The sequence below is a fragment of the Asticcacaulis sp. genome, assembly GCA_024707255.1.
Lineage (GTDB): Bacteria > Pseudomonadota > Alphaproteobacteria > Caulobacterales > Caulobacteraceae > Asticcacaulis.
The window spans coordinates 1155169-1181307 of record JANQAC010000001.1; the positions used below are offsets into that span (position 1 = coordinate 1155169).

A 26139-nucleotide genomic window follows, 5' to 3' on the forward strand; every position below is an offset into this window, starting at 1 on the left:
CGCCGGTTTTCAGCCGAAGCGCCAGCGACGCTTACGGCAAATGACCGGAAACCAATGTGTAAACGTTTGCATGGCCGGAGGGCAACAGAAAAAGCGCAATAGGCGAAATTTTGCGTCAATTTCCAGAGCCGGGCAGCCAGAGCAAGGTTCACCGAAGTTGCCGTCAGCCTATGCGTGCTTTTTAAGGTGCGCAATCCTGAATACGTATTCAGCTATTATGTGGCCCTCTGAATACGTATGCATGCCCTTCAACCGCAGATAAGGTCTTTTGCGCGCCGGCCATTTGGCATAAGCCTGGGTTAGAAAACGATTACAGGAATAAGGAAACTCTCCATGCATACCGGGCCGAGCCTGAAGGCGCTTGCTTTTTCACTCCTGGCGGTAACGGCCGCCAGCCCCGCCCTGGCCCAGGACGCCGCTCCGGCCGCCGATGTCTCGCAATCCTCGCAGGCGGCGCCGAAATACCAGACCATTGCCAGCGCGGACTCACCCGACAAGGTGCTGCATGTCGATGTCATGCTGAGCGGGGATGGCAATCTGTCCTATCAGGTGTCGCGCAACGGTCAGGTCATCGTTAATCCGTCGCGGCTGGGCCTGATCCTGGCCAATGCGCCGAAGTTCGATCGCTATTTCTCACTGGATAAGACAGAAACGACGTCGCACGACGACACCTGGGAGCAGCCGTGGGGCGAGCGCCGCTATGTGCGCAACCATTATAATGAACTGCGCGTCGACGTGGTCCAGAAGACCTGGGATGACCGCAAGATGACCGTGGTCTTCCGCATCTATGATGACGGCCTGGGCTTCCGCTATGAGTTCCCCGACCAGCCGCAGCTTCACAAGCTGGAGATCATGGACGAACTGACCGAGTTCGCCATCGCCGATCCGGCCACCGCCTGGTGGGATGTCGCCGGTGAATGGAACCGCGAGGAATATCTCTATAACAAAACGCCGCTGGACGAGGTCAGCGAGGCCCAGACGCCCATGACGATAAAGACGGACAAGGGGCTCTATATCTCTTTCCATGAGGCGGCCCTGGTCGATTACGCCGCCTACTGGCTGCGTCGCGTCGATGGCCAGCGGTTGAAAACACGCCTGGCGCCTTCGGCCATGGGCGCGCCAGTGGTGCGTGACGCGCCCTTCCCGACGCCGTGGCGGACCATGGAAATCACCGATACCGCCGCCGGACTTTATAACGCATCCGACCTGATCCTGAATCTCAACGAACCCAACAAGCTGGGCGATGTGTCGTGGGTCAAGCCGTATAAATATGTCGGCATCTGGTGGGGGATGCACCTCAACAAGTGGACCTGGGAAGCCGGTCCGCGCCACGGCGCCACCACCAAAAACACCGAGGACTATATCGACTTCGCGGCGAAGAATGGTTTCCGCGGCGTGTTGGTCGAGGGCTGGAACAAGGGCTGGGAAGACTGGTTCGGCAAGGGCTGGAACTTCTCCTTCACCGAAAGCTACCCGGATTTCGACTTAGCCGCGATTTCCGCCTATGGCCTGAAGAAGGGCATCCATCTGGTCGGCCATAACGAGACCTCCGGCAATGTCGCCAACTACGAGCCGCAAATGGCGGCGGGCTTCGCGCAATACGAAAAATATGGCGTGGATTCGGTCAAGACCGGCTATGTCGCCGATGCCGGCGGCGCCCGCGTCAAGGCGGCCGACGGCGAAGTCCGCTACACCTTCAACGACAGCCAGGAAATGGTTCGTCACTATCTGCTGAACGTGACGACCGCGGCCAAATACCATATCGCCATCGATACCCACGAGCCGATCAAGGATACCGGCCTGCGCCGCACCTATCCAAACTGGGTGTCGCGCGAAGGCCAGCGCGGCATGGAATATAACGCCTGGGGCGATCCGCAGAATCCGCCGGAACACGAGGCCAATCTCGTCTTCACCCGCATGCTCTCCGGCCCGATGGATTTCACGCCGGGAATCCTCAGCCTCGAAGGGCAGGGCAAGCCGATCCCGTCCACTCAGGCCAAGCAACTGGCGCTCTACGTCGTCCTCTATTCGCCGATCCAGATGGCCGCTGACCTGCCGGAAAACTACGCTAAATATCCGAAGCCCTTCCAGTTCATCAAGGACGTGCCGACAGACTGGGACCAGTCGATTGCCCTCAATGGCGAGCCGGGTGATTTCGCCACTATCGTGCGCAAGGACCGCCACTCCGACAACTGGTATCTCGGCAGCGTGACCGATGAAAACGAACGCAGCGTCGATGTGCCGCTGAGCTTCCTGGAGGCCGGCCGCACCTACAAGGCGCAGATCTATCGCGATGGTCCGAAGGCCGGCATGGAAGGCGAGGCCCGCTTCGATATCGTCATCGAGGAAAAGACGGTGACGGCTGGCGATACGCTCACCCTGCGCATGGCCCCCGGCGGCGGCGAGGCGATCCGCTTCGTGGCCCAGAAGAAGAAGTAAGATGTGGCGCGGGATACTGATCGGCCTGGCCGTTCTCTTCGCCCTGCCCGCCTGGGCGGACGGGCGGCTGGATCACTATCCCGCCTTCGCCTCGAAATTCATTACCCCTCGCCAGGTCACGGTCTGGCTGCCGGAAGGCTATGACCCGGCGCATCCCCTGCCGGTGCTTTACATGCAGGACGGCCAGAATGTCTTTGAGGCCAGCCGGGCCTATGGCAGCCACACCTGGGGCATTATTGACATGCTCAGCACACGGATCAAATCCGGCGACCTGCCGCCGGTGATCGTGGTGGCCATCGATAATGGCGGGACCTTGCGCGGCCGCGAATACCTGCCGCGAAAAATCTATGACCGAATGCCACCGGAGGCTCGTGCCCGCCTGGCGAAGAACTGGGGCGGCCCGCCGCTTTCCGATCAGTACCTGCGCTTCCTTGTTACCGAACTAAAGCCCTTTATCGACAAGACCTACGCCACTCAAGGCGATGCGGCCCACACCTCTGTCATGGGGTCGTCGATGGGCGGCCTGATCTCGTTTTACGCGCAAGCCGAATACCCGCAGGTCTTCGGCGCCTCGGCCTCGCTCTCGATGCACTGGGTGCTTGATAATCCATGGATCAGTACGCCGGACGACGCCGTTAATGCACCGCTGGTGATCCAGGCATTTGATGACTATCTCGCCATATCGCCCCTGAATCCCACAACCAGCCATGTCTATATGGACCAGGGCACGGAGACACTCGATGCGCACTACCGCCCCTACAGCCTGGGCGTGGCGGCGGCGATGAAGGCGCGCGGCTGGCAGGACGGCCCGCATTTTTCCTCGCAGATATTCCCCGGCGCCGATCACAGCGAAACATCCTGGGCGAAGCGCCTGGATATTCCGCTGAACTTCCTTTTGAAGCAGAAAGTGGTGGCCAGCGGCACATTGATCACCCTGCCACAGGTGACTTCGGCCTATGTCATCCCGCGCGATATTCATGTCTGGCTGCCGGATGATTACGACCCGGCGAAAACCTACAAGACCCTCTACATGATGGATGGCCAGAACCTGTTTTCGCCCAGCCAGTACAGCGGTGCCGATTGGGGCGTGGCCGAGGTGCTGCCGAAACTGATCGATGACGGCAAGGTGTCACCAGCGATCATTATCGGCATCGACAACATCCCAGACCGGACGCGCGAATACATGCCGCAGAAGGTCTATGACCATATGCCGGCGGATTACCAGGTGCGCATCCGCGCCTTCGAGGATGGCAAAACACCGAATGCGGATAACTTCCTGAAATTCGTCGTCACCGAACTGAAACCGATGATCGACAAGACCTACCACACCGCCCCCGGCCCGGAAAACACCTCGATCATGGGGTCTTCTATGGGCGCCCATATCGCGCTTTATGCGCAAGGGGAATATCCAGATATTTTCGGCGCCTCGGCCTCCCTCTCCATGCCGTGGCTGATGGCCGATCCGGCCAAAGACCCGACCGCGATCGAAGCCGACGCCGAAACCGTGGCCGCCGGCTGGACGGCCTGGCTGAAGACAACGAAGATGGTCCCCGGCCGCAATCGCATCTACAGCGATCAGGGCACGGTGGGGCTCGATGGCCTGTTCACGCCCTATGAGGAAAAGGCCGTGGCGGCTTTCCGCGCCAATGGCTGGAGCGAGGCCAATTTCCACGCCCCCGTTTATGAAGGGGCCGAGCACAGCGAAAAGGATTGGCGCCAGCGCGTGGATATACCGCTTGTCTTCCTGCTGAACCGTTGAAAAGACAGCGCCATATCGCGTAAATTCAGTTTCTGTTAGGGTTTGTTAACCGTGATCCGTCACACTCCGGACTATCGTATGCCAGTTCAGACGGACCCTGTTCGCCAAGCCCCATGTTTGCCAAGCCAAAGCCCTCGTCAGACCTGCCCGGCCGCCCGCGCTTCGATCCACCGCGCGGCGCCCGTCCGCACATGCGTGAACTGCCGAAGATCTGGGCCGGACGGATCGTCGAGACCTTCAAAAAGCCCTATGTCGCGCCGGTTTCGGCCCTGGCCGTTTTCACCATCGCCGCCTTCGCCTTCCTGAACCTGGCCGGTGACCCCGACGCGGCTTCGCCCTCGGTCCGCATCAACCTCGCCAAGGACAAGGCCCCGGCCGCCAGCGCGCACGCCGCGACAGGCGACAGCCAGGCCGGTATGCAGTCCTTCACGCTCGACAGCCTGGGCCTCTTCGGCGATGCCAGCGCCGATACCTTCACCGATCCAGATGCACCGCCGGTCCAGGGCACGGCCGTGATCACCCTTCCGGGAGATGACGGCAACGGCGCCATGCCCGCGCCGAAATTCACCGTCTCTCCTCTGCCCCCGGCGCCGATCGGCGGACTGACCCAGACGACGGACAACGGTCCGCTGCCGATCATCGCCCCCAATGGCCAGACCCCGGCCTCGGCCTATGCCCGTCCGTTCAAAGGCGATGGCCGGCCGATGGTGGCGCTCGTCGTCGGTGGGCTGGGCCTCAATCCGGCCACCACGAAGCAAGCCATCGAGCAACTGCCGCCGCAGGTTACCCTGTCCTTCGTGCCTTATGTTTCCGGGCTCCAGGGCTGGATCGACCAGGCGCGCGCCGCTGGTCATGAGGTCATGATAGAGGTGCCTATGCAGCCGACCAACTATCCGGACAATGACCCCGGCCCGCAGACCCTGCTCGCCAATGCCCGCACCGACGACCTGATCGGCCACCTGAACTGGGCGCTGTCGCGCGCCACGGGCTATTTCGCCGTCTCTAATTACCAGGGCGGCGCGTTCTTCAAGGACAAGGCCGGCACCACGGTCTTCCTGCAAAACCTCAAGAACCGCGGCGTCAGCTTCATCGATGACGGCCAGGCGCGCGGATTGCAAGGCGCCTGGGGACGTGCCTCGGCCGACCGCATCATTGACAACCAGATCAACTCGACCGCCATTTTTGCCCAGTTGGGCGGGCTGGAAGCCACCGCCAAAAGCCGCGGTTCCGCACTCGGCACCGGCTTCGCCTATCCGGTAACGCTCGCCGTGGCGCTCAAATGGACGCAAGGCCTGGACGCGAAAGGGATACAACTCGCGCCCGCCTCGGCGATCACCCACCAATGACCACTACAGACAAAGGCCCGGAAGGGTATCGCCCCAATGTCGGGCTTGTCGTTTTCAATACCGCCGGAAAGGTGTGGATCGGGCATCGCTTCGGCGTGAGCGGCGACCACGCCTGGCAGTTCCCTCAGGGCGGGGTGGATGAAGGCGAGGAACTGGAAACCGCCGCCCTGCGCGAGCTTTATGAGGAAACCGGTATTCGCTCGGTGACGCCCCTGGGCCGCACAAAGGACTGGATCGTCTATGATTTTCCGCCCGAAGTGCTGGCCAACAAGCGGATCGGCAAGAATTTCAGGGGGCAGAAGCAGATATGGTTCGCCTATCGCTTCACCGGCCAGGATTCTGAGGTCAACCTGACAACCCACGGTGAGCAGGAGTTTTCGCGCTGGGAATGGTGTGATCTCGATGCCGTCATCGACCGCGTGGTCCATTTCAAGCGCGACAGCTATCGCAAGGTTATCGCCGAACTGCGCACCCTGGTCTGACATCACACCATCGTGTTATCGCTGCTGCCTCTTCCTGACAAATGCGGGATGATAGGATGGGCTCACAAGAGGAGCGCATCATGAGTGAAACCACCTATATCGATGGATTTGTCATCCCCGTCCGCAATGCCGATAAAGACGCCTATCTGGCCATGGCGAAAAAGGCCGCGGCGGTCTGGCGCGACCATGGCGCGCTGGAAGTGATCGAATGCTGGGGCGATGATGTGCCCGATGGCAAGGTCACCTCATTCCCGATGGCCGTGAAGCTGGAACCTAATGAAGTGGTCGTCTTCTCATGGGTCACCTGGCCTTCCAAAGCAGCCCGCGATGCCGGCAACGAAAAGGTCATGGCCGATCCGCGCATGAGTCCGGAAAACATGGAGATGGTCTTCGACGGCAAGCGCCTGATCTTCGGCGGCTTTTCGCTGCTTAACCGGGGCTGATCAGCGCGCGATCTCAACAATCACCGGATAATCAGGCACATCGACCGTCAGTGCGGATTCACCGCTGAACTGATGGATGGCATCTGGTTGCTGCATGGGATCGTACAGCGCCCTGGCGTGGGCGCCAGACGGCAGGGTCAGCCTTACCGGCACCGGCGCATTCTGGACAGGTTTGCCATGCTCGCGGTCCCAGAAAGCAATCTCATTCCACAGCAGTATCTGGGTTTCGCCCGACGCCTTCTGGATCGCCAGTACACGGAGCGTTTGGGGTGCGCCCTGCAATATCATATCCAGCGGTTGAGGCGTAAAGGTCAGGGCCGCCGGATCCGGATCGCCGATGATCCGCAGCAGATTGCGCAAGGCTTTCGCCGCCGGCTTCGGTTTAATATCGGTCGTGAACAGGCCAAAGTGCATTTCATTGGATTTGCTTTTTGGATCAGGCTTTTCATCAAGTAATTCATACAGATAGATGCGCGAGGCCCCATTTTGCATGGCGTCGAGGATACCGTTTAGCAATCCCTTCGCCTGCCCCGCTTCATCGACGCCTATCACCTGCCAGCCGCTCTGCGGATTGGTGGCGTAGCCGAATTCGGTAATAGCCCACGGTTTGCCATCCGCCCAATGACCATCCTGATCCATCCACTTGCCCGGTTGATGGCCGTTCTGCGCATAGACGTGCGTATTGTGGTAATCGCCCCGGTCTCCGAGCGTCTCCGGGACATCGTTACCCGTCAGGTCAAGGATGGGAATATGATTTAAGGTCAGGTGCGCCCTCAGCAACCTGACCGTCTCAGCCTGCGCTGCAAGCGCGGCTTCGAGGCTTGTCTTGCCCATATAGGTCACCGGCTCGTTATGAACCTCGTTGAACCCCTCGATAAGCTCTATCGCGCCCGGCCGGGCCACTTCGAGCTTTTCCAGACCACCGATCGTATTGGCCGGATCATAGTCCCCGCCCCGGATCATCAGATTGAAACGCACATTCGCCTTGTTCAGCCAGATATATTCGGCCAGTGGGAGCGGACGGTCAGGACGGGCGCGCGGCGCGCTGTCACGGATATGGCGGATATCGAGATAATCCAGCGCGCTGATCACATCTTCCATGCGCCTGTAGGCGCCATCCTTATAGAGGATATGGGTGTTGATGCCAACGGACTGCCGCACGACCTCCGCCCGCAGAGGCACATAGGTTTCAGCCATTGCGGTGCTGGCGGACATGACAGCCGCCCCGCACAGTGCCCCTATGATGATGTCCCGCCACTTGCCCATGCCCCACCATAACAAAAAAGCCCGCCGAGTAAACTCAGCGGGCTTTAATCTCTCACCACTCAATTGATTTCCAAAGCGAAGCTTTGGCAAGCCCGACCGGGCGCCGCGCACGTTTGCGCGTAAGCCCCGCGGCGCTTGAGCGAAAACTAGTGAATATTTTCACCATATTCGTTGGCGTGTTCAGCCAGGATGGTCATGCCGTCCTCGTTGACGTCGGCAAAGCCGCCGCGCACCTGGAAGACGCGCTTCGTCACGCCGTCGAGGATGGTGACATCCCCTTCGGCCAGCGTGGTCATGAAGGGCGCGTGGTGCGCCAGAACGCCGAATTCACCTTCGACACCCGGCGCCACGACCTGATCGACCTCGCCCGCGAACAGTTCGCGTTCGGGCGTCACCAGCGAAACATGCAGCTTATCGCTCATGATCACTTACCTTCGCCGGCCAGCTTTTCAGCCTTGGCGATGGCGTCTTCGATGGTGCCGACCATATAGAAGGCGGCTTCCGGCAGGTGATCATAATCACCGTTGCAGATGCCCTTGAAGCCCTTGATGGTATCTTCGATCGACATCAGAACACCGGGCGTGCCGGTGAAGATTTCGGCGACGTGGAAAGGCTGCGACATGAAGCGCTGGATCTTGCGGGCGCGGGCGACGGTCGCCTTGTCTTCTTCCGACAGTTCGTCCATGCCGAGGATGGCGATGATGTCCTTCAGCGCCTTGTACTGCTGGAGGATTTCCTGAACGCGCGTGGCGGTTTCGTAGTGTTCCTGGCCAACGACGCGCGGATCAAGGATACGCGAGGTCGAATCGAGCGGATCGACGGCCGGATAGATGCCCTGTTCGGCGATCGAACGCGACAGAACGGTGGTGGCGTCCAGGTGGGCGAACGAAGCGGCAGGCGCCGGGTCGGTCAGGTCGTCGGCCGGGACGTACACGGCCTGAACCGAGGTGATCGAACCCTTGTTGGTCGAGGTGATGCGTTCCTGCAGACGGCCCATTTCGGTGGCGAGCGTCGGCTGATAGCCAACGGCCGAAGGAATACGGCCCAGCAGGGCGGACACTTCGGAACCGGCTTGCGTGAAGCGGAAGATGTTGTCGACGAAGAACAGAACGTCCTTGCCTTCGACATCGCGGAAATATTCAGCTTGGGCCAGCCCCGTCAGGGCGACGCGGGCGCGGGCGCCGGGAGGCTCGTTCATCTGGCCGTAAACCAGCGTACAGCGCGAGGTGCCCCCGCCGCCGTGCTCGTTCACCTTGGACTCGATCATTTCGTGATAGAGGTCGTTGCCTTCACGGGTACGTTCACCCACGCCGGCGAACACCGAGTAGCCGCCGTAAGCCTTGGCGATGTTGTTGATCAGTTCCTGGATGGTGACGGTCTTGCCGACGCCGGCACCGCCGAACAGGCCGATCTTGCCGCCCTTGGAATAGGGGCAGATCAGGTCGATGACCTTGATGCCGGTGACGAGGATTTCGGCCGAGGTGGCCTGATCGGCGAACGAAGGCGCGTCAGCGTGGATCGGATTGAAGAACTTGGTTTCGATCGGACCGGCTTCGTCGATCGGCTCGCCGATGACGTTCATGATACGGCCGAGCGTGGCGGGACCGACCGGCACGGTGATCGGGGTGCCGAGGTCGGTAACCGGCTGGCCGCGGACGAGACCTTCGGTGGCGTCCATGGCAATGGTACGGACGGTGTTTTCACCGAGGTGCTGGGCGACTTCCAGAACCAGACGCGCGCCGGTGGCGGTGTTGGTGGTTTCCAGGGGCGTTCAGGATGGCGGGCATACCACCGTCGAACGACACGTCGACGACAGCGCCGATGATCTGGGTGATCTTGCCGGTAGCGGCAGTAATCTTTTGGGGTGCGGACATGGGTCTGTTCCTACAGGGCTTCGGCGCCGGCGATGATCTCGATCAGTTCAGTCGTGATCTGGGCCTGGCGTTTACGGTTATATTTCAGGGTCATGGCGTTGATCATTTCGCCGGCATTACGCGTGGCGTTATCCATGGCGCTCATCTGCGAGGCGTAGAAGCCGGCATTGTTCTCCAGCAGGCTGGCCAGAAGCTGCACCGACAGGTTACGCGGCAGGAGCGTCTCTAAAAGCTCCTCCTCGGACGGCTCGTATTCGTAAACCGCACCGTGGGTATCTTCCAGGGCGGAGAGATCGACATCAGCCGGGATCAGGCGCTTAGCGGAAGGCACCTGGGCGATGACCGACTGGAAGCGCGAATAGAAGAGGGTCACGACATCGGCGCGGCCTTCGGAGAATTCGCGGGCGATCAGGTCGGCGATCGGGGCCACGACATCGATCGTCAGCACCTTGGTGCCGGACAGGTCGAAGCTCTCGACGATCTTGTCGCCGAACTGGCGCTTCAACTGGTCACGACCCTTGCGGCCGATGGTGATGAGGCGGACCTTGTTACCGGCGGCGGTTTGCTGGGCGATGAATTCGCGGGCGGCGCGGACGATGTTTGAATTGAACCCGCCGGCCAGGCCGCGGTCAGCGGTGGCGACGACGACCAGTTGATGGGTCGTAGCGCCATTGCCGACCAGCATCTGCGGGGCGGAATCACCGGTGATGCCACGGGCCAGGTTGGCGATGACCGCTGCCATGCGTTTGGCGTAGGGCCGGGCGTTTTCAGCCGAATCCTGCGCGCGCTTGAGCTTGGCGGCCGCCACCATCTGCATCGCTTTCGTGATCTTCTGCGTCGCCTTGACGCTTCCGATCTGCGTGCGCATGTCCTTTAAGCTTGCCATTTGTTCTGACTAACTCTCTGGATCTTAAGCGAAGTTGGCGGTGAAATCGACGATGACGGCCTTCAGTTGCTCTTCGAGCTCAGCCGACAGGGCCTTCTTGTCGCGGATGGTGTTCAAGAGATCGACGTGGCGCGTACGCAGGGCCGACAGCAGTTCCTTTTCATAGCGACCGACATCGCCGACAGCGATGGTATCGAGATAACCGCGCGTACCGGCATAGATCACGGCCACCTGTTCTTCGACCTTCAAGGGCGAATACTGCGGCTGCTTCAGCAGTTCGGTCAGGCGGGCGCCACGGGCCAGCAGGCGTTGGGTAGCGGCATCGAGATCCGAACCGAACTTGGCGAAGGCGGCCATTTCACGATACTGGGCCAGGTCACCCTTGATGGCGCCGGCAACCTGCTTCATCGCCTTGATCTGGGCCGACGAACCGACGCGCGACACCGACAGACCGACGTTCACGGCCGGACGGATGCCCTGATAGAACAGGTCGGTTTCGAGGAAGATCTGGCCGTCGGTGATCGAGATCACGTTGGTCGGGATATAGGCCGACACGTCGTTGGCTTGCGTCTCAATAACCGGCAGGGCGGTCATGGAGCCAGCGCCGTTTTCTTCATTAAGCTTGGCGGCGCGTTCGAGCAGGCGGGAGTGCAGGTAGAAGACGTCGCCCGGATAGGCTTCGCGGCCGGGCGGGCGGCGCAGCAACAGGGACATCTGGCGGTAGGCGACGGCCTGCTTCGACAGATCGTCATAGATGATCAGCGAGTGCATGCCGTTGTCGCGGAAATATTCGCCCATGGCGCAACCGGCGAACGGGGCCAGATATTGCAGCGGGGCCGGTTCCGAAGCCGAGGCGACGACGACGGTCGTATATTCAGGGCGCCGTTTTCTTCCAGAGCCTTGACGATCTGGGCGACGGTCGAGCGCTTCTGGCCGATGGCGACGTAGATGCAGTACAGCTTGGCCGACTCGTCGGTGCCGGCGTTGACGGCCTTCTGGTTCAGGATGGCGTCGATGGCGACGGCGGTCTTGCCGGTCTGGCGGTCACCGATGATCAGTTCGCGCTGGCCGCGGCCGACGGGGATCAGGGTGTCGATGGCCTTGATGCCGGTCTGGACAGGCTCGTGGACCGACTTGCGCGGGATGATGCCCGGCGCCTTCAGGTCGGTACGGCGACGTTCGGTGGAGACGATCGGGCCCTTGCCGTCGATCGGCTCACCCAGCGGATTGACGACGCGGCCCAGCAGGCCCTTGCCGACCGGCACGTCGACGATTTCGCCGAGACGGCGGCATTCGTCGCCTTCGGCGATTTCACGGTCTTCGCCGAAGATAACGACGCCGACATTGTCCTTTTCCAGGTTCAGGGCCATGCCCTTCACGCCGGCCTTCGGGAACACGACCATTTCACCGGCCTGCACCTTGTCGAGGCCGTAGACGCGGGCGATACCGTCGCCGACGCTGAGTACGGAACCTACGTCGGAGACGTCGGCTTCTTCACCGAAACCGGCGATTTGAGCTTTGAGGATGGCCGAGATTTCGGCTGCGCGAATGTCCATTTTTCGTCTCTTGGTGTCTTACGCTTTTTTAAGGGCGAATTTAAGGGAATCGAGTTTTGTCTTGAGGGAGGCGTCGAAGAGACGCGAGCCTACGCGGACCTTGAGCCCGCCCAGGAGCGCCGGATCAACACGGGTGCTGATTTCGGCAGATTGACCCAGCGTCTTGGCCAGGGTCTTTTTGAGGTCTTCCAACTGCGCATCGGAAAGCGCGACAGCCGAGGTCACTTCCGCGCTGACAATGCCCTTTTCGGCGTCGTACAGCTTGTTGAAAGCGGTGATGAAGGGGAACAGATGGTCCATGCGACCATTGGCGGCCAGGACGCCGAGCGCCTTTTGGGTCAGGGCGTTGAGCTTCAGGCTTTTGGCGACGGCCAACAGGCCGTTCAGCTTGACGTCCGACTTATAGACCTGGCTGGCGACGAAAATACGCAGTTCGGCGCTGGAATTAAGGAGCGCCTTCAGATTCGCCAGATCGCCATGCACCTTTTCGAGAACCTTGCCGTCCTGGGCGAGGTCAAAGGCAGCACGGGCATAACGCTCGCCGGCTTCCGTTTCTCGGTATTGATCGTTCACACCGTATTCCTAAACTGTGTCCAATAATTGCGTATGCGACGCCAAAAACATGGCTTCGGATAATGGGCATAAGCTCACGGGCGCTGAAACAAGCGCCTCTGCTGGCTATAGCCGCGGGCTCCTTAGCATAGGGTTTTTGCCATCGCAACCAAACAGGCCGAGATTCTTGAGGCTTAAGTCCACTTATGAGATCAAAGTTACGCGACCCACTGATTTGTTGACCCGCACGTCTTGAGATTCGACCTAATTCTTTTATTTATAATGGATATTGCCGCCGCCTCCATTCCAAGAGACCAGACACCATGGCCGACCTGACAGCCCTTGCGACCAATCCTGCCGCCTGGGCAGCCCTCCTGACCCTGATCGTCATGGAGGTGGTACTGGGGATCGACAACCTGATCTTCATCTCGATCCTGACCAACAAGCTGCCCGAATCGATGCGGGCACGGGCACGGGCCGTCGGCCTGTCCGGCGCGCTGCTGATGCGGATCGCCCTGTTGTTCACCTTGTCGCACCTGGCCGGCATGAAGGACCCGGTCATCTGGCTGTTTGGTCATGGCTTTTCGTGGCGTGACCTCATCCTGCTCGGCGGCGGCCTGTTCCTGGTTTACAAGGCGACCAGCGAAATCAACCACTCGACCGAGCATAGGGGCGAGGACGGTGACAATAAGCCGCAGGGCAAGTCACTGGGCTTTGCCGCCGCCATCGCCCAGATCCTGATGCTCGATCTCGTCTTCTCCATCGATTCCATCCTGACCGCTGTCGGCATGACCGATCACCTGCCGATCATGATCATCTCGGTCCTCGTCGCCGTCTTCCTGATGTTCGTGGCCTCGGGTCCGATCTCGGCCTTCATCAACCGCCATCCGTCCATCGTCATGTTGGCACTCGGCTTCCTGCTGATGATCGGTACGGTGCTCATCGCCGAAGGCTTCGGCTTCCATATCGAAAAGGGCTATATCTACGCCGCCATGGCCTTCGCCGCCTTTATCGAGGCCCTGCAGATGTTCGCGCGCGGCCGGGCAAAGAAGAGCGGCGATCACCACTAATTTTACTGACACGGCGGCTTTACGCGGGCGCTGAAATGGGCAAACAATCGGCCTGACGCGATTTTGGAGTCAGAATGACCGAGCCTACGCCCCGCGCCCTGTTGATGCGCCGTGACGTCCTGACGGGCATTGGCACCGGCCTGACCGGCGGCGCCCTGACCCTGTGGGCCGGCGCCACCCTGCTGCCGAACGCGGCCGTTCATGTCCCCGAACTGTCGCCGCCCCATGCCGAACCGGTTGCACCCCCGCCGCCGCCGCCCCTGCTGAACTGGCCGTCGCTCGATGCCATGGCCGGACAGATGATCGAACGCCATGTCACGCCCGGCCTGTCCTTGAGCGTCATGAAGGCTGGCGTGATGCTCTATTCGGCCGGATTCGGCAATGCGCAACTGGCGCCGAAACATCCGGTCGACACGAATACCGGCTTCCGCATTGCCTCGATCAGCAAGCAGTTCACCGCCGCGGCCATCCTGCTTTTGAGGGAGGCAGGCGAGCTCAGGCTCGGCGATCCGCTGGCGCGTTTTATTCCGGATTTCCCGCGCGCCGATGTCATGACCCTGCGCGAACTTTTGAGCCATACCTCCGGTCTGGATGACTATCTCAGCGGCCGCCACGCCGACATGCTGACGACGGCGCAGACGCATGACTACACACAGCAGGGACTTCTGGAGGCGATCAAGGGCGCCGATCCCTTGTTTCGCTGTCCGCCCGGCCTGAAATGGGTCTACAGTAATACCGGATTCGCCCTGCTCGGCATTGTGGTTGAACGCCTGAGCGGCCTGCCTCTCGCCGAATTCTGCCGCCAGCGCCTCTTTGGCCCCGCCGGCATGACGCGCACCTCTATCGATCCGCTCAATGCCGGCGATCCGGATATCTGCGAAGGCCACCGCGCCAATCGTCGCTTGCGCGATGGTTTCGGCGAGGTCTGGCCGGTCTCGGCCAGCTTCGCCGGCGGTTCCGGGGGCTTGCGTTCGACTTCGGCGGATCTCTGCCGCTGGCATTCGGCCCTGATGACCGGCAAGATTCTGAAAACAGAAAGCCTGACGGAAATGCTGACCCCGGTGCGGCTGAAGGACGGCGCCTTCGCCATCGACCGCGAAAGCACGCATTCACCGGGTTATGGACTGGGGATGCGGTTGGGATTTATCGATGGCCAGCCGTTTTTCACCCACAGCGGCCGCATCAATGGCTTTACCGGCCAATTGCTGAGCCTGCCGTTTGAACAACTGACCGTGGCGATGCTGTATAATTGCGACGGCGCCAATGACGGCGGTTTCTTCCCGTCGCACGCCGCCCTGCGCGAAGAAGCGGTACGGCTGGGGCGGAAAGCCTGATCACAGAAAACTATAGGGGTCGATATCGACCACCAGCCGGATGGCATTGGGCCGCTTGATCGCCGCCAGCCAGTGACTGACGAATGCCTGCAGATCGCGGTTGCGGTCGGCCCGCACCAGGAAGCGCTTGCGCCATTGGCCACGCACTAACGCCAGTGGCGCATCGGCCGGGCCATAGACATCGACGCCTTCGGTATTCGGGATAAACAAAGCCAGTTCGCGCGAAAATTTGTTGAGCAGGTTCTGGTCCTTGGCCGACAGGATCAGCGCCGCCAGCCGTCCGAATGGCGGAAATTTCGCCACTTCGCGTGACATCGATTCATAGGCGTAGAAGGCGTCACGATCCTGATGCTGGAGGGCCTGCATGACCGGATGCTCCGGCGTATAGGTTTGCAGTACGGCCCGCCCCGGCTTGAGCTTGCGGCCCGCCCGCCCGGTGGCCTGCGCCAATAGCTGGAAAGTGCGCTCCGCGGCGCGCAGGTCGCCACCCTTTAGCCCAAGATCGGCATCGACAATCCCCACAAGCGTCAGGTTCGGGAAATTGTGTCCCTTGGCCGCCGCTTGCGTGGCGATGACGATATCGACTTCGTTATCCTCAATCCGTTTGATCAGCGAAGCCGAGGAAGCGGCATCGGGCGTGGTGTCAGAGGAAAAGACCTCTGCCCGCGCGTCGGGGAAACGACTTTGCACTTCTTCCAGAATGCGTTCCACGCCCGGCCCGACCGAAATCAAACTATCCTGCGCGCCGCAATGCGGACAGGTCTTCGGCTTGCGCATGGAAAAGCCGGTCAGGTGACAGACCAGCCGGCCTGACGCGCGGTGCTCGACCAGCCGAGGAATCGGTCTTGGGCGAGGTCATCTTCTCACCGCACGCCTTGCACAGCACGAGCGGCGCATAGCCCCGGCGATTGAGGAACAGCAGGGTCTGCTCGCCGCGCTTCAGGGTGGCCAGTATTTCACCAACCAGCGGATCACTCAGCCAGCGGGTTTCCCCATTCGGGCCCTTCTCCGGCGGATGCGCCTTCATATCGATCAATGAAATATCAGGCAGGACCGCCGTGCCGTGGCGCTGCTCCAGCCGGATCCAGGCATAGCGGCCCTTTTCGGCATTGGTCAGGCTTTCCAGCGAGGGCGTGGCCGAAGCGAGTATGACCATGGCGCCATCGAGCCGCGCCCGGAACACCGCCAGATCGCGGGCATGATAGCGCGCGCCCTCTTCCTGCTTGTAGGAGCCGTCATGCTCTTCATCAACCACGATCAGGCCCAGTCGCTGATAGGGCAGAAAAAGCGCCGAACGCGCCCCGACCACCAGCCGCACATGGCCTTTCGCCACGCCCTCCCAGATGCGCCGGCGATTGCCGTTGGAGATATTGGCGTGCCATTGCGCCACCTCGACACCGAAACGCGCCTCAAGCCGGCCGAGCACCGCCTGGGTCAGGGCGATTTCCGGCAGCAGGATCAGTACCTGGGCTTCGGGATCAGAACGCAGGATATCCGCGACGGATTCCAGATAGACCTCGGTCTTGCCGGAACCGGTGACGCCATCCAGCAGGACCGGCGCGAAGGCGCGTTTGGCCTGCTCCATCTGCAAAAGCTGATGCGCCGCCGATTGTGAGTCGTTCAGGCGTGCCGGTGCGAAATCGGGATTGGGCTGCGGCCAGATTTCTTCCCGCGCCAGATCGACCTTTTGCAGCACGCCTTCCTTTTCCAGCGCCGTCACCACGCCGGTCGAAACGCCAGCCGCCATAGCCAGGTCCGTGGCGCTCATCGGCACCAGGGCGGTATCGAGTACGGCCTGTCGCGCCTTGGTCATACGGCCTGGCTGTTCGCCGGTCAGCACATAGCCCTGCTTCGGGACGGCGCGCGGAATTTTCAGCGCCCGGATACAGCCATTGAGGAAAACACCCGGCGGGGTCAGGGTCCAGCCGGCGGCCCACAGCCAGAAGTTAAGGCTCGCCTCTGGAACAATGGGATCGTCAAGTTTTGCGACGACCGCCTTGACGCGCGACAGATCTTCGTCCGCTTCCGGCGTCTCAAAGCCGATCACCAGGCCGCGCACCTTGGCATGGCCCAGCGGCACGATCACATGTTCACCGGCCCTCAGGGTCATGCCGGCAGGCACGGCATAATCAAGCGCCTCGGCCATGGGCGCGAGCACAACGACCTTGGCGATTAAGGTTACTTTTTCTGAGGGTTCAAACAAATCGGAGGCGGCCGGACTCATGATTTTAGCCTCTAACACGAAATCCCCCGCTTTGTCATAGCCGGAAGCGGAAACCGCTTCACAGACGCGAAAAGCCACATTATGGTGCTGATTATGAGCACCGAAGGCGGCATAACCTTTCCCGATCTCGATAGCTGGCAGGCCATGCGCCGCTATCTGATCGAACACGCCGATGATATCCGGCGCGATACCGCCCTTTTGGAAACGCTGGGCCTGCAAAGCAAGACCAAACATCTGATCGATTTCGGCCCGGCCGCCCTGTCGCGCCTGGAGGCCCGCGCGCTCAAGGATTTCGATATCCGCCGCCAGCTTGAAATGACCGCCCGCGCCAATTTCGACGCCCAGAGCCAGACGCACGGTTTGGTCTTAAGCCTCATGGAAGCGCGCAATCATTCCGACCTGGCGCGCCGGCTGAATGAAGAGGTGCGCCATCGCTTCGGGCTGGTGGCCGCCACCATTGCGCTGGAAGATACCGCGCCGGTGCCGCTCGGCTGGAAAACCCTCGATTACGGCGGCGTTGACTATATCATCGGCGAAACGGGCCTGAGCCTTCTCGGCCCGGATGGCGTGTGCCGCGTGCTTTTCGATGACGATGTCAAGCGTGTCAAATCGGCGGCCGTGCTGCGCATCGCCCTGTGGCGCGAAGGCCGTCCGGGTCTCGTCGCCTTCGGTTCAAACGATTTTGACGGCTTCTCGCCGGATATGGGCGCCGAACTGGTCGCCTTTGTCGCCCGCGTCGTGGAACGCGTGGCCGACCGCTGGCCGGTCCTCAGCTAGGTTTTACCGTAATTTTTTCCAACCCGATCAACCGGGTAAAGGATTCCTTACGGTTTGATCTTAAAATTGTCCACATGCCTTCCTATATTCAAAATTCAAGGATGCTACCCTGCGTCTATGAGGCTTCCTTCTCCGACGCCCCCCTGCGGTCCGGCATGGAGAAAGCCCTCTCACCACTCCTACCCTTCCAAAAGGACGGGGAGGGAAGCCGCCCCGGCGCAGGGGAGCATTTCTCTTGACCCTTTTCGATGCCCAGATCGCCTGGGTGAACTGGCTGAAAGACCAGAAGCGGTGTTCGCCGCGCACGCTGGACGCCTATGCCCACGCCCTGCGTTATTATCTCGACCATCTCGGCAAGTCCGTTCCAAACGACCTGACGCTTGATGATATAGTCGCCGTGTCTTCCGGCGATATCCGCGCCTGGATGGCGCATCTGCGCAGCAAAGATCCCCCCTGTCGGCGCGCTCCCTGGCCCAGCATCTTTCGGCCATAAAATCCTTTCACGGTTTCCTCGATCTGCATTTCGACCGGCCCAATGCCCAGGTGGCGCTGATGCGCGGCCCCCGCCTGAAAGCCACCCTGCCGCGCCCGCTCAATATCGACCAGATGCAGGGCCTGCTCAACGAAACCCAGATGGATTCGGATCGGGACGACTGGGAAAACGCCCGCGATGAGGCCATTTACATGCTGCTCTATGGTCTCGGCCTGCGGATTTCCGAAGCCCTGTCGCTGCGCGTAAAAGATGCACCGCTCGGCGACTCTTTACGTATTGTTGGTAAGGGCAACAAGATGCGCGCCCTGCCGGTCATCACGGCGGTGCGCGAAGCGGTGGAGACCTATCGCCGCCAGCAGCCGTTCGTCCTCCAGCCGGAAGACAGGCTGTTCCGCGCCAAACGTGGCGGCGAACTCTCACCGCGTCACGTCCAGGCCAGCATCCAGCACCTGCGTTCGCGCCTGGGCCTTTCCGACCGCGCCACGCCGCACGCCCTGCGCCACTCGTTTGCCACCCACCTGCTTGGTTCCGGCGCCGACCTGCGCTCGATCCAGGAACTGCTCGGCCATGTGTCGCTGTCCACCACGCAGAAATATACCCAGGTCGATACCGAACGCCTGCTCTCCGCCTATGCCGCCGCGCATCCCAAGGGATAAGGCTGCCTGAAGGCCGATCTTGCGTGAACGCTAACATAGGGCTAAGCTCCCGATAAACCGGGGTTTTTACGTAATCATGTCAACCATCTACGATGTCGCCGAACTGGCCGGTGTTTCGGCGAAGACCGTGTCGCGCGTGGTCAATGAAGACAAGGCCGTCAAGGCCAGCACGCGTGAAAAGGTGCTGGCCGCGATGGCCCAGCTCGAATACCGCCCCAATGCCCAGGCGCGCAGCCTTCGCATGGGTGGCAAGACCTCCATCGGCCTGCTGCTGGAAGACCCGACCAGCGGCTATCAGGGCCGTTTTCACCAGGCCATGCTCGCCGCCTGCATGGAATCGCGCAAATATCTGGCCGTTGAGCTGTACGAGCAGGGAATGCCTGACTGGCAAGCCTATCTCGACCGCTTCATTACCGATGCGCAGATCAGGGACATGATCCTGCTGCCAACCCTGTGCGATTTCGGGCCACTCAAAAGTTTCCTGAAAAGTCGAAATATAAACTGTGTACTGATCTCGCCCTCCACGCCGGACAGTCATTACGCCTCCGTGGCCATGGATGACAGGCTGGCGGCGCGCGATGTCGTCGAATACCTGTTCAGCATGGGCCATACGAAGATTGCGCATATCGGCGGCCATCCGGATCACGCCGCCTCGATCCTGCGCCGCAATGGCTTTTATGAAGCCTTCGACGCGGCTGGCATTGCGCGGCCACCGGCGGCCTATATGGAATCCGGATATTTTTCGTTCAAGTCCGGCTTCGAGGCCGCCGAACGCCTGCTGGCCCTGCCCGACCGCCCGACCGCCATCTTCGCCTGCAATGATGAAATGGCGGCCGCCACCTGCTCGGTGGCGCACAAGGCCGGCCTGCGTATCCCCGATGATCTGGCCGTGGTCGGTTTCGACGATGCCCCGATCTCCTCGGCGGTCTGGCCCGCCCTGACGACCGTGCGTCAGCCCTATCTCGAAATGGCCCGCCGCAGCATCCAGATTCTCGATGATTCCCCGGACAAGGTCACAGCCAGCGATCGCCAGATCCGCCATATCATTCCGCATGAACTGATCGTGCGCGAAACCACGATCACATCTTGACCCCGCGCATACGGGGCGGTGGCGCCCCGGCGCTCAACGAAGCCTTCCCTGTAGACGGCATCGACCAGATCGCGATGGCTGATCAGATCCTTTGAAGCCTGTTCGCCGAAGGCGGCGATCCGGGCGAAAAGCTGATCAGCCAGTTCCGTCTCACGCAGGGAAGGGCGGGCGGCCTCGTAGTTGGTTTCGAAATTCATGCCGTACAGAATATACTGGTAGCTGAAGAAGGCGAAACTCTCATGATCCAGTACGAAATCAAAGCGTGACGGCGGGCGGAATTTCCACAGGGCCAGCAGATCGCGCAGATGCGACGGTATTGTCTCAGGCTTCGTATTGTCCACCCAAAAGGGCTCCGGGCGCTTGCTCAGGCAGTAGTGCAGCTTGATGAAGCCGATTATGGTCTCATAACGCCGCGTCATGGACTCATTGAAAATCGTCGCCGACGCATCCGCCGGACCACTGAACGGGAAAAACTCGACGATCTTGTTGACGGCCGACTCGATCAGCACCATGCCCGTCGATTCCAGCGGCTCCAGGAAGCCGGCGGACAGGCCCACCGCGACGCAATTCTTCACCCACTGCTGCTCACGATACCCCGCGGTGAAGCTGATGTGTCGCGGAGAAATTTCGGCTTTGCTGGTCCGGCCGATATATTCGCGCAAAACGGCTTCGGCGCGCTCGTCCGTTGTATAGTCAGACGCATAGACATAGCCTATCCCCCGGCGGTCGCTGAGGGCAATATCCCACGTCCAGCCGGCTTCATGGGCCGACGAGACCGTGTAACTTTCGAGTTGGCAATCCGTACAGTCATGCGGCACCTGGGCGGTGACCGCACGGTCAGTGAACAGGATATCGCGGATCGGCCTGAATGGCACCCGGAGCGCCTTTCCGATCAGTTCGGCACGAAAGCCCGAGCAATCGACATAAAGCCCGGCTTTCAGGTCGCCATGCTCCGCCGTGGCCACATGGTCGATAGCGCCATCGGCCGCAAGGCCAACACCGGTCAGATTGCCGTAGAGATGATGAACGCCCAGCCCCTTGGCAAATTTCGCCAGCACACCAGCAAACCGGTAGGCATCAAAATGGTAGGCGTAGTTCAAAGGCCCCTGATAGTGCCCCTGATGGATGGCCTTCGGCGCCAGGCCGGCATCGGCCACTTTTTTCTGGAAGGTGACCGCCTGGGCGAAGGGCGGGCGCTTATCTCGGTCTTTCAGGAGCCAGTACGGCACCAGATTCAGTTCTTCGCGCGACCAGTAAGGCGCTTCGAAGGGATGAAAGTAATGGCTGTGTTTCAACTGGCCGTTGGGTTCGTGCTGCGGCGGCGTCTCCCAGTCATCAAAGCGGATGCCTTGTTTGAAAGTGGCATGGCTTTCACGCATGAATTCCGCTTCATCTATGCCAAGCGAACGCAGAATATTACGGATGGTCGGAAACGTGCCCTCGCCTACCCCTATGATGCTGATGTCCGGCGATTCCAAGACGGTGATCCTTGGACCACCCGTCCGGTCCGTACCGAGATTTTTAGCCAGATAGGCGGCCGTCATCCAGCCCGCCGCCCCGCCGCCGACGATCAGAACCTCGCGCGCTTTTCTTTCAGAGGCTGACGTATCAGTGTGGCTCATCTCGATTGTTTCGCTGTTTTGTTATTGGGCGCATCGGCACCATTCTCTTATATGATACGGTTTTGTATAAGTTTTCAAGCACGTTCAGGGCTTTCGGCCGCTTCGTAACCGGAAGTAGCCCCATCGCATCAATCCGCTTGCGCGATCTGCACACGCGGGCTTAATCTGGCCGTAACAAAAGGGAGAAACCGCATGATCACCCTGACCGTCAACGGAAAACGTCGTGAGGTCGATGCGCCGGAAGAGATGCCGCTTCTGTGGGCCCTGCGCGACGAACTCGATCTCAAGGGCACCAAGTTCGGCTGCGGCGTGGCGCAGTGCGGCGCCTGCACCGTCCATGTCGATGGCGAGGCGGCACGCGCCTGCGTCACGCCGATCGGCTCCTTGGACGGTGCGAAAATCACCACCATCGAAGGCATAGGCGACACCCGTGAAGGGCAGGCGCTGCAAACGGCCTGGCTGGAACTGGATGTCATGCAGTGCGGCTATTGCCAGGCCGGCCAGATCATGACCGCCGCCGCCCTGCTGGCCAAAACCCCGAAACCGGATGACGCGGCAATCGATGAAGCCATGGAGGGCAATCTCTGCCGCTGCGCCACCTATAAGCGTATCCGCGCCGCCATAAAATCGGCTTCGGGCCAGCCGGTCGATGACTTGAGGAGCGCCTGACATGGAAACGACACGCAGACTGTTCCTCCAGGCGGGCGCCGGTATCGGCGGCGGCCTGATGCTCGGCTTCGGCTTTGCGAAGGCAGAAGGTACACAAGCCCTCACCGACTATATAAGCATCGCGCCTGGCGGCCTGGTTACGATCATGGCCAAGAACCCGGAAATTGGCCAGGGCGCAAAGACCATGCTCCCCATCCTGATCGCCGAGGAACTGGACGCCGACTGGACGAAGGTCCGCATTGAAACCGCCCCTTCGGATGAGGCGCGTTACGGCGCGCAATTCGCCGGCGGCAGCATGACCACGACGATGAACTGGGAACCGATGCGCCAGGTCGGCGCGGCGGCACGCTGGCTGTTGATCGAGGCGGCGGCGCGGAAATTGTCAGCCCCGCATGACGCTTTCACCACCGCTAAGGGCCAGGTGATCCACGAAAGTGGCAAGACCTTCGTTTATGGCGAACTGGCGGCTGACGCAGCAAAACCGACGCCGCCGGCATTGGAAAACCTAAAGCTGAAAGACCCGAAAGACTTCAAGCTGATCGGCCAGTCACAGAATGGCTATGACAGTCCGAAAATCGTCAGGGGCGAGCCGATCTTCGGTATCGACATGACCCTGCCGGGGATGCTCTACGCCGTCTATGTCAAGTCGCCGGTCTATGGCGCGCGGCTGCAAACCTGCGACCTGACGGCGGCGAAGGCCATGCCGGGCGTGACCGATGTTTTCATCCTGAAAGGCACGGACTGGCACGGCTTGCAGGATGGTATCGCCATCCTGGCCAAAAGCTGGTGGTATGCGCAAAATGCCCGTACCGCACTGGAACCGGTGTGGGACGACGCCATCGGCGCCACGCACGACAGCGCCATTTATCTCGAAAAGGCGAAGGCGCTGGTCAAGGGCAAGGGAGACGTCAAGCAACATAGCGGCGATATCGATGCCGCATTGAAAAGCGCGGCGAAGACCATCGACGCCTTTTACGATGTGCCCTTCCTGGCCCATGTGCCGATGGAACCGCAGAACTGCACGGCTCGCGTAACCGCCACTGGCGTCGAAATCTGGGCGCCAACCCAGGTGCCAAACAGCGGCAAGGAACTGGTCGGCAAGACGCTCGGCGTCGCCCCGGAAACCGTCACCGTCCATATGCGGCGCGCCGGCGGCGGCTTCGGCCGGCGGCTGGAAAACGACTACATGGCCGAGGTCGCCGCCATTGCGCAAAAGGCCGGCAAGCCGGTCAAGCTGGTCTGGTCGCGTGAGGACGATGTCGCCCACGATTTCTTCCGGCCCGGCTGCTATCACAGCTTACGCGCCGGCGTGGATGCGGCGGGCAGGCTCACCGCCTATGCCTGCCACAGCGTCACCTTCAGCCGCGACGGCCAGGTGGCCCAGGGCGCCGGCATCGACGGTAACGCCTTCGCGCCGCTGGTGACGCCCAATTTCCGGCTGGAGCAATCGCTGATCGAGACCACCATCCCCACCGGCTATCTGCGCGCGCCGTCGTCCAATGCCCTGGCCTTCGTGCATGAAAGCTTCTGGGACGAGATCGCCCATGCGGCGGGCCAGGATCCGGTGGCCTTCCGGCTGGCGCAGCTCGACGCACATCTGAGCGACAAGGCCAATTACAATCCGGCGCGGATGCGGGCCGTGTTGCAAACCGTCGCCGAACGCTCGAACTGGGGCAAGGCGTCACTTCCCAAGGGAGAAGGTTTGGGCGTCGCCACCTATTTCAGCCATCGCGGCTATTTTGCCGAGGTGGCGCATGTCCGCGTAGCGGCTGACGGCCAGTGGCGCGTGCTCAAGGTCTGGGCGGTCGGCGATGTCGGCTCGCACATCATCAATCCGACCGGCGCGTTCAATCAGGTTGAAGGCTCCGTCATGGACGGCATCGGCTCGATGGAGGCCGGGATCACCTTTGAAAAGGGCCGCGCCGTCCAGAGCAATTTCCACGACATCCCGATGATGCGGATGCCGAAGGCGCCGCAAGTCGATGTCCATTTCGTCACCAACGATTTCCCGCCGACCGGCCTGGGTGAACCCGCCCTGCCGCCGGTCATTCCCGCCGTCGCCAACGCCATTTTCGCCGCCACTGGCATCCGGATCCGTAAACTACCGATCCTGCCGGAAACCCTGGCCACCAAACAAGTGGCCAACGCTTGATCCTGCCTGCGCCTGTCTATCGTGATTTTGTGCTGCCGGCGCTGAGGAACTGGCGCAAGGCCGGTCACCAGACCGCCCTGCTCACCCTGATCAGCACCACCGGTCAGTCACCGCGCCCGGTCGGCAGCCAGTTGGCCGTCTGCGACACCGGCGAGGCGTGCGGCCTCATCACCGGTGGCTGCGCCGAGGGTACATTGGTGCTCGATGCCCTGGAGGCCATGCGGCTTGGCGAAAACCGCACCGAGCTTTACGGCGAAGGGTCGCGCTTCAAGGATATCACCCTGCCGTGCGGGTCTGGCCTGAAGGTGTTTTTCGATGTCAGGATCAGCGACGTCGACATCGAACGGATCATCGCCTGCCGGGAAGCCCGCCAACCGGCTTCGATGATCATTTCCGCACCTTGTGAACCTGAGTATACGCGCCACTATCTGCCCGCCTGTCGGCTGGTCGCCGTCGGGCAGGGACCAATCATGGAGGCACTGGCGCAACTGGCGCCGACTTTGGAAATCGAACTGGATATCTGGTCGCCGGATGCAGCCCTGGTGGCACGGCTGACTGGCCGCCACCTGACCGCGGCAGAGGACTTTGACGCTATCCTTGATCGCTATTGCGGCGTGGTAACGGTTTTCCATGACCACAGCTATGAACCGCCAGTTCTGCTGAAAGCCCTGCAATGCGAGGGCTTCTTTATCGGCGCGCTCGGCAGCCGCAAGGCCCAAGCCCGGCGTCTGGAAATTCTGGAAGACATGGGCGCGGAACCCCACATGCTCAGGCGCATCCACGGCCCGGTCGGCCTCGATATCGCGGCTGCCTCACCGCCGGAAATCGCCCTGTCGATCCTGGCGCAGGTCGTGGAACACTGGCGCCGCATGGTGACGGCATGAAGCGGTTTTCGGCGGTCGTGCTGGCAGCGGGGGCATCGCGGCGGTTCGGGGAAGAGGACAAGCTGCGCGCAGAGTTTGATGGCAAACCGCTCCTCAGACATGTGCTCGACGGCCTGGCAGGTCTCGGACTTGACGAAGTGCTCGTGGTGACCCGCGCACCGCTTTCGGGCGTGCATCACATCATCAATCCCCATCCGGAAGCAGGCATGGGCCATTCGCTGGCCCTGGGCGTGGCGGCGCTGAAACCCTGTGACGCCGCCTTTATCGTGCTGGCCGACATGCCCCTGATCGTGCCTGATCTCTACTGCGACATGGCCGCCGCCCTGCCCGGTCATGATATCGTTGTCCCTGTCCATGACGGCCAAAACGGCCACCCCGTTCTATTCTCATCCACCTGTTTCGATGAACTGCGTTGCCTTTCCGGCGATCATGGCGCCCGTGACCTGCTGCAATCAGGTCGCTATCGGTTGCGCCATATCGAGACCGGCGGCTTTATCCTGGCCGATATTGACACACCCGAAGACCTCAACCGGCTAAAAACGTCCTGACTCCCAACCAGGCATAA

17 protein-coding genes and 5 pseudogenes are annotated in these 26139 nt (G+C 61.2%); 14 read left to right on the forward strand and 8 right to left on the reverse strand.

Features of this window, described 5'->3' with window-relative positions:
- Window positions 1–333: 333 nt before the first annotated feature.
- From NVV72_05600 to NVV72_05620, 5 genes are all read left to right on the forward strand, one after another.
- Window positions 334–2439, forward strand: coding sequence for a glycoside hydrolase family 97 protein (locus tag NVV72_05600; protein MCR6658833.1), 2106 nt, complete (start codon window positions 334–336; stop codon window positions 2437–2439).
- A 1-nt stretch (window position 2440) separates the two neighbouring features.
- Complete coding sequence (locus tag NVV72_05605; protein MCR6658834.1) at window positions 2441–4198, forward strand: alpha/beta hydrolase-fold protein; 1758 nt, start codon at window positions 2441–2443, stop codon at window positions 4196–4198.
- 113 nt (window positions 4199–4311) lie between these two features.
- Window positions 4312–5544 carry a divergent polysaccharide deacetylase family protein gene (locus NVV72_05610; GenBank protein ID MCR6658835.1) on the forward strand — a complete coding sequence of 411 codons (1233 nt, stop codon included), beginning with the start codon at window positions 4312–4314 and terminating at the stop codon, window positions 5542–5544.
- Complete coding sequence (locus NVV72_05615; GenBank protein ID MCR6658836.1) at window positions 5541–6026, forward strand: RNA pyrophosphohydrolase; 486 nt, start codon at window positions 5541–5543, stop codon at window positions 6024–6026. Before NVV72_05610 ends, NVV72_05615 begins: the two co-directional genes overlap by 4 nt.
- An 80-nt stretch (window positions 6027–6106) precedes the next feature.
- Window positions 6107–6469: a DUF1428 domain-containing protein gene (locus tag NVV72_05620; protein ID MCR6658837.1), complete on the forward strand. Its 363-nt coding sequence runs from the start codon at window positions 6107–6109 to the stop codon at window positions 6467–6469.
- Here the strand turns inward: NVV72_05620 and NVV72_05625 are convergent, their stop codons facing one another.
- From NVV72_05625 to atpH, 6 genes and pseudogenes are all read right to left on the reverse strand, one after another.
- Window positions 6470–7684: a hypothetical protein gene (locus NVV72_05625; protein ID MCR6658838.1), complete on the reverse strand. Its 1215-nt coding sequence runs from the start codon at window positions 7682–7684 to the stop codon at window positions 6470–6472.
- Between the two features lie 197 nt (window positions 7685–7881).
- On the reverse strand, window positions 7882–8157 hold the full coding sequence (locus tag NVV72_05630) for an ATP synthase F1 subunit epsilon (protein ID MCR6658839.1): 276 nt from the start codon (window positions 8155–8157) through the stop codon (window positions 7882–7884).
- A gap of 2 nt (window positions 8158–8159) precedes the next feature.
- Window positions 8160–9609, reverse strand: a pseudogene (atpD, locus tag NVV72_05635) (F0F1 ATP synthase subunit beta).
- Window positions 9610–9619: 10 nt separating this feature from the next.
- Complete coding sequence (locus tag NVV72_05640; protein MCR6658840.1) at window positions 9620–10495, reverse strand: F0F1 ATP synthase subunit gamma; 876 nt, start codon at window positions 10493–10495, stop codon at window positions 9620–9622.
- A 24-nt stretch (window positions 10496–10519) separates the two neighbouring features.
- Window positions 10520–12051 (reverse strand): annotated as a pseudogene (atpA, locus tag NVV72_05645) (F0F1 ATP synthase subunit alpha).
- 18 nt (window positions 12052–12069) lie between these two features.
- Window positions 12070–12624 carry an ATP synthase F1 subunit delta gene (gene atpH, locus NVV72_05650; protein MCR6658841.1) on the reverse strand — a complete coding sequence of 185 codons (555 nt, stop codon included), beginning with the start codon at window positions 12622–12624 and terminating at the stop codon, window positions 12070–12072.
- Between the two features lie 302 nt (window positions 12625–12926).
- Here atpH and NVV72_05655 point away from each other — a divergent pair, with 302 nt between their 5' ends.
- Window positions 12927–13673, forward strand: coding sequence for a TerC family protein (locus NVV72_05655; GenBank protein ID MCR6658842.1), 747 nt, complete (start codon window positions 12927–12929; stop codon window positions 13671–13673).
- A 74-nt stretch (window positions 13674–13747) separates the two neighbouring features.
- On the forward strand, window positions 13748–15007 hold the full coding sequence (locus NVV72_05660; GenBank protein MCR6658843.1) for a beta-lactamase family protein: 1260 nt from the start codon (window positions 13748–13750) through the stop codon (window positions 15005–15007).
- Here NVV72_05660 and NVV72_05665 read toward each other — a convergent pair.
- A pseudogene (locus NVV72_05665) lies at window positions 15008–17231 on the reverse strand (primosomal protein N').
- 93 nt (window positions 17232–17324) lie between these two features.
- Between NVV72_05665 and NVV72_05670 the strand changes: the two are divergent.
- The 3 genes and pseudogenes from NVV72_05670 (at window position 17325) to NVV72_05680 (ending at window position 20175) form a co-directional block, all read left to right on the forward strand.
- Window positions 17325–18008, forward strand: coding sequence for a DUF484 family protein (locus NVV72_05670; GenBank protein MCR6658844.1), 684 nt, complete (start codon window positions 17325–17327; stop codon window positions 18006–18008).
- A gap of 235 nt (window positions 18009–18243) precedes the next feature.
- Window positions 18244–19157: pseudogene (locus tag NVV72_05675) on the forward strand (tyrosine recombinase XerC).
- 76 nt (window positions 19158–19233) lie between these two features.
- A pseudogene (locus NVV72_05680) lies at window positions 19234–20175 on the forward strand (LacI family DNA-binding transcriptional regulator).
- Here the strand turns inward: NVV72_05680 and NVV72_05685 are convergent.
- Entirely contained in the window at window positions 20115–21869 is a 1755-nt protein-coding gene (locus tag NVV72_05685; GenBank protein ID MCR6658845.1) for a tryptophan 7-halogenase, read from the reverse strand. The pseudogene NVV72_05680 and the gene NVV72_05685 overlap by 61 nt on opposite strands.
- A gap of 192 nt (window positions 21870–22061) precedes the next feature.
- On the opposite strand from NVV72_05685, the gene NVV72_05690 reads away from it, so the two are divergent.
- Genes NVV72_05690 through NVV72_05705 form a run of 4 tightly spaced genes read left to right on the forward strand, consistent with a single transcriptional unit; the run spans window position 22062 to window position 26122 of the window.
- A complete protein-coding gene (locus NVV72_05690) occupies window positions 22062–22538 on the forward strand; it encodes a (2Fe-2S)-binding protein (protein ID MCR6658846.1) in 477 nt (158 codons plus the stop codon).
- Between the two features lies 1 nt (window position 22539).
- Window positions 22540–24690, forward strand: a complete 2151-nt coding sequence (locus NVV72_05695) for a molybdopterin-dependent oxidoreductase (GenBank protein MCR6658847.1) — start codon at window positions 22540–22542, stop codon at window positions 24688–24690.
- On the forward strand, window positions 24687–25574 hold the full coding sequence (locus NVV72_05700) for an XdhC family protein (GenBank protein ID MCR6658848.1): 888 nt from the start codon (window positions 24687–24689) through the stop codon (window positions 25572–25574). The genes NVV72_05695 and NVV72_05700 overlap by 4 nt, the downstream gene beginning before the upstream one ends.
- Window positions 25571–26122, forward strand: coding sequence for a nucleotidyltransferase family protein (locus tag NVV72_05705; protein ID MCR6658849.1), 552 nt, complete (start codon window positions 25571–25573; stop codon window positions 26120–26122). Before NVV72_05700 ends, NVV72_05705 begins: the two co-directional genes overlap by 4 nt.
- The last annotated feature ends 17 nt before the right edge of the window (window positions 26123–26139 follow it).

Excerpts from the sequence above, each read along its gene's own strand:
- NVV72_05600 (MCR6658833.1), top strand. The coding sequence starts at position 334 with ATGCATACCGGGCCGAGCCTGAAGGCGCTTGCTTTTTCACTCCTGGCG.
- NVV72_05605 (MCR6658834.1), top strand. The coding sequence starts at position 2,441 with ATGTGGCGCGGGATACTGATCGGCCTGGCCGTTCTCTTCGCCCTGCCC.
- NVV72_05610 (MCR6658835.1), top strand. The coding sequence starts at position 4,312 with ATGTTTGCCAAGCCAAAGCCCTCGTCAGACCTGCCCGGCCGCCCGCGC.
- NVV72_05615 (MCR6658836.1), top strand. The coding sequence starts at position 5,541 with ATGACCACTACAGACAAAGGCCCGGAAGGGTATCGCCCCAATGTCGGG.
- NVV72_05620 (MCR6658837.1), top strand. The coding sequence starts at position 6,107 with ATGAGTGAAACCACCTATATCGATGGATTTGTCATCCCCGTCCGCAAT.
- NVV72_05625 (MCR6658838.1), bottom strand. The coding sequence starts at position 7,684 with ATGTCCGCCAGCACCGCAATGGCTGAAACCTATGTGCCTCTGCGGGCG.
- NVV72_05630 (MCR6658839.1), bottom strand. The coding sequence starts at position 8,157 with ATGAGCGATAAGCTGCATGTTTCGCTGGTGACGCCCGAACGCGAACTG.
- NVV72_05640 (MCR6658840.1), bottom strand. The coding sequence starts at position 10,495 with ATGGCAAGCTTAAAGGACATGCGCACGCAGATCGGAAGCGTCAAGGCG.
- NVV72_05655 (MCR6658842.1), top strand. The coding sequence starts at position 12,927 with ATGGCCGACCTGACAGCCCTTGCGACCAATCCTGCCGCCTGGGCAGCC.
- NVV72_05660 (MCR6658843.1), top strand. The coding sequence starts at position 13,748 with ATGACCGAGCCTACGCCCCGCGCCCTGTTGATGCGCCGTGACGTCCTG.
- NVV72_05670 (MCR6658844.1), top strand. The coding sequence starts at position 17,325 with ATGAGCACCGAAGGCGGCATAACCTTTCCCGATCTCGATAGCTGGCAG.
- NVV72_05685 (MCR6658845.1), bottom strand. The coding sequence starts at position 21,869 with ATGAGCCACACTGATACGTCAGCCTCTGAAAGAAAAGCGCGCGAGGTT.
- NVV72_05690 (MCR6658846.1), top strand. The coding sequence starts at position 22,062 with ATGATCACCCTGACCGTCAACGGAAAACGTCGTGAGGTCGATGCGCCG.
- NVV72_05695 (MCR6658847.1), top strand. The coding sequence starts at position 22,540 with ATGGAAACGACACGCAGACTGTTCCTCCAGGCGGGCGCCGGTATCGGC.
- NVV72_05705 (MCR6658849.1), top strand. The coding sequence starts at position 25,571 with ATGAAGCGGTTTTCGGCGGTCGTGCTGGCAGCGGGGGCATCGCGGCGG.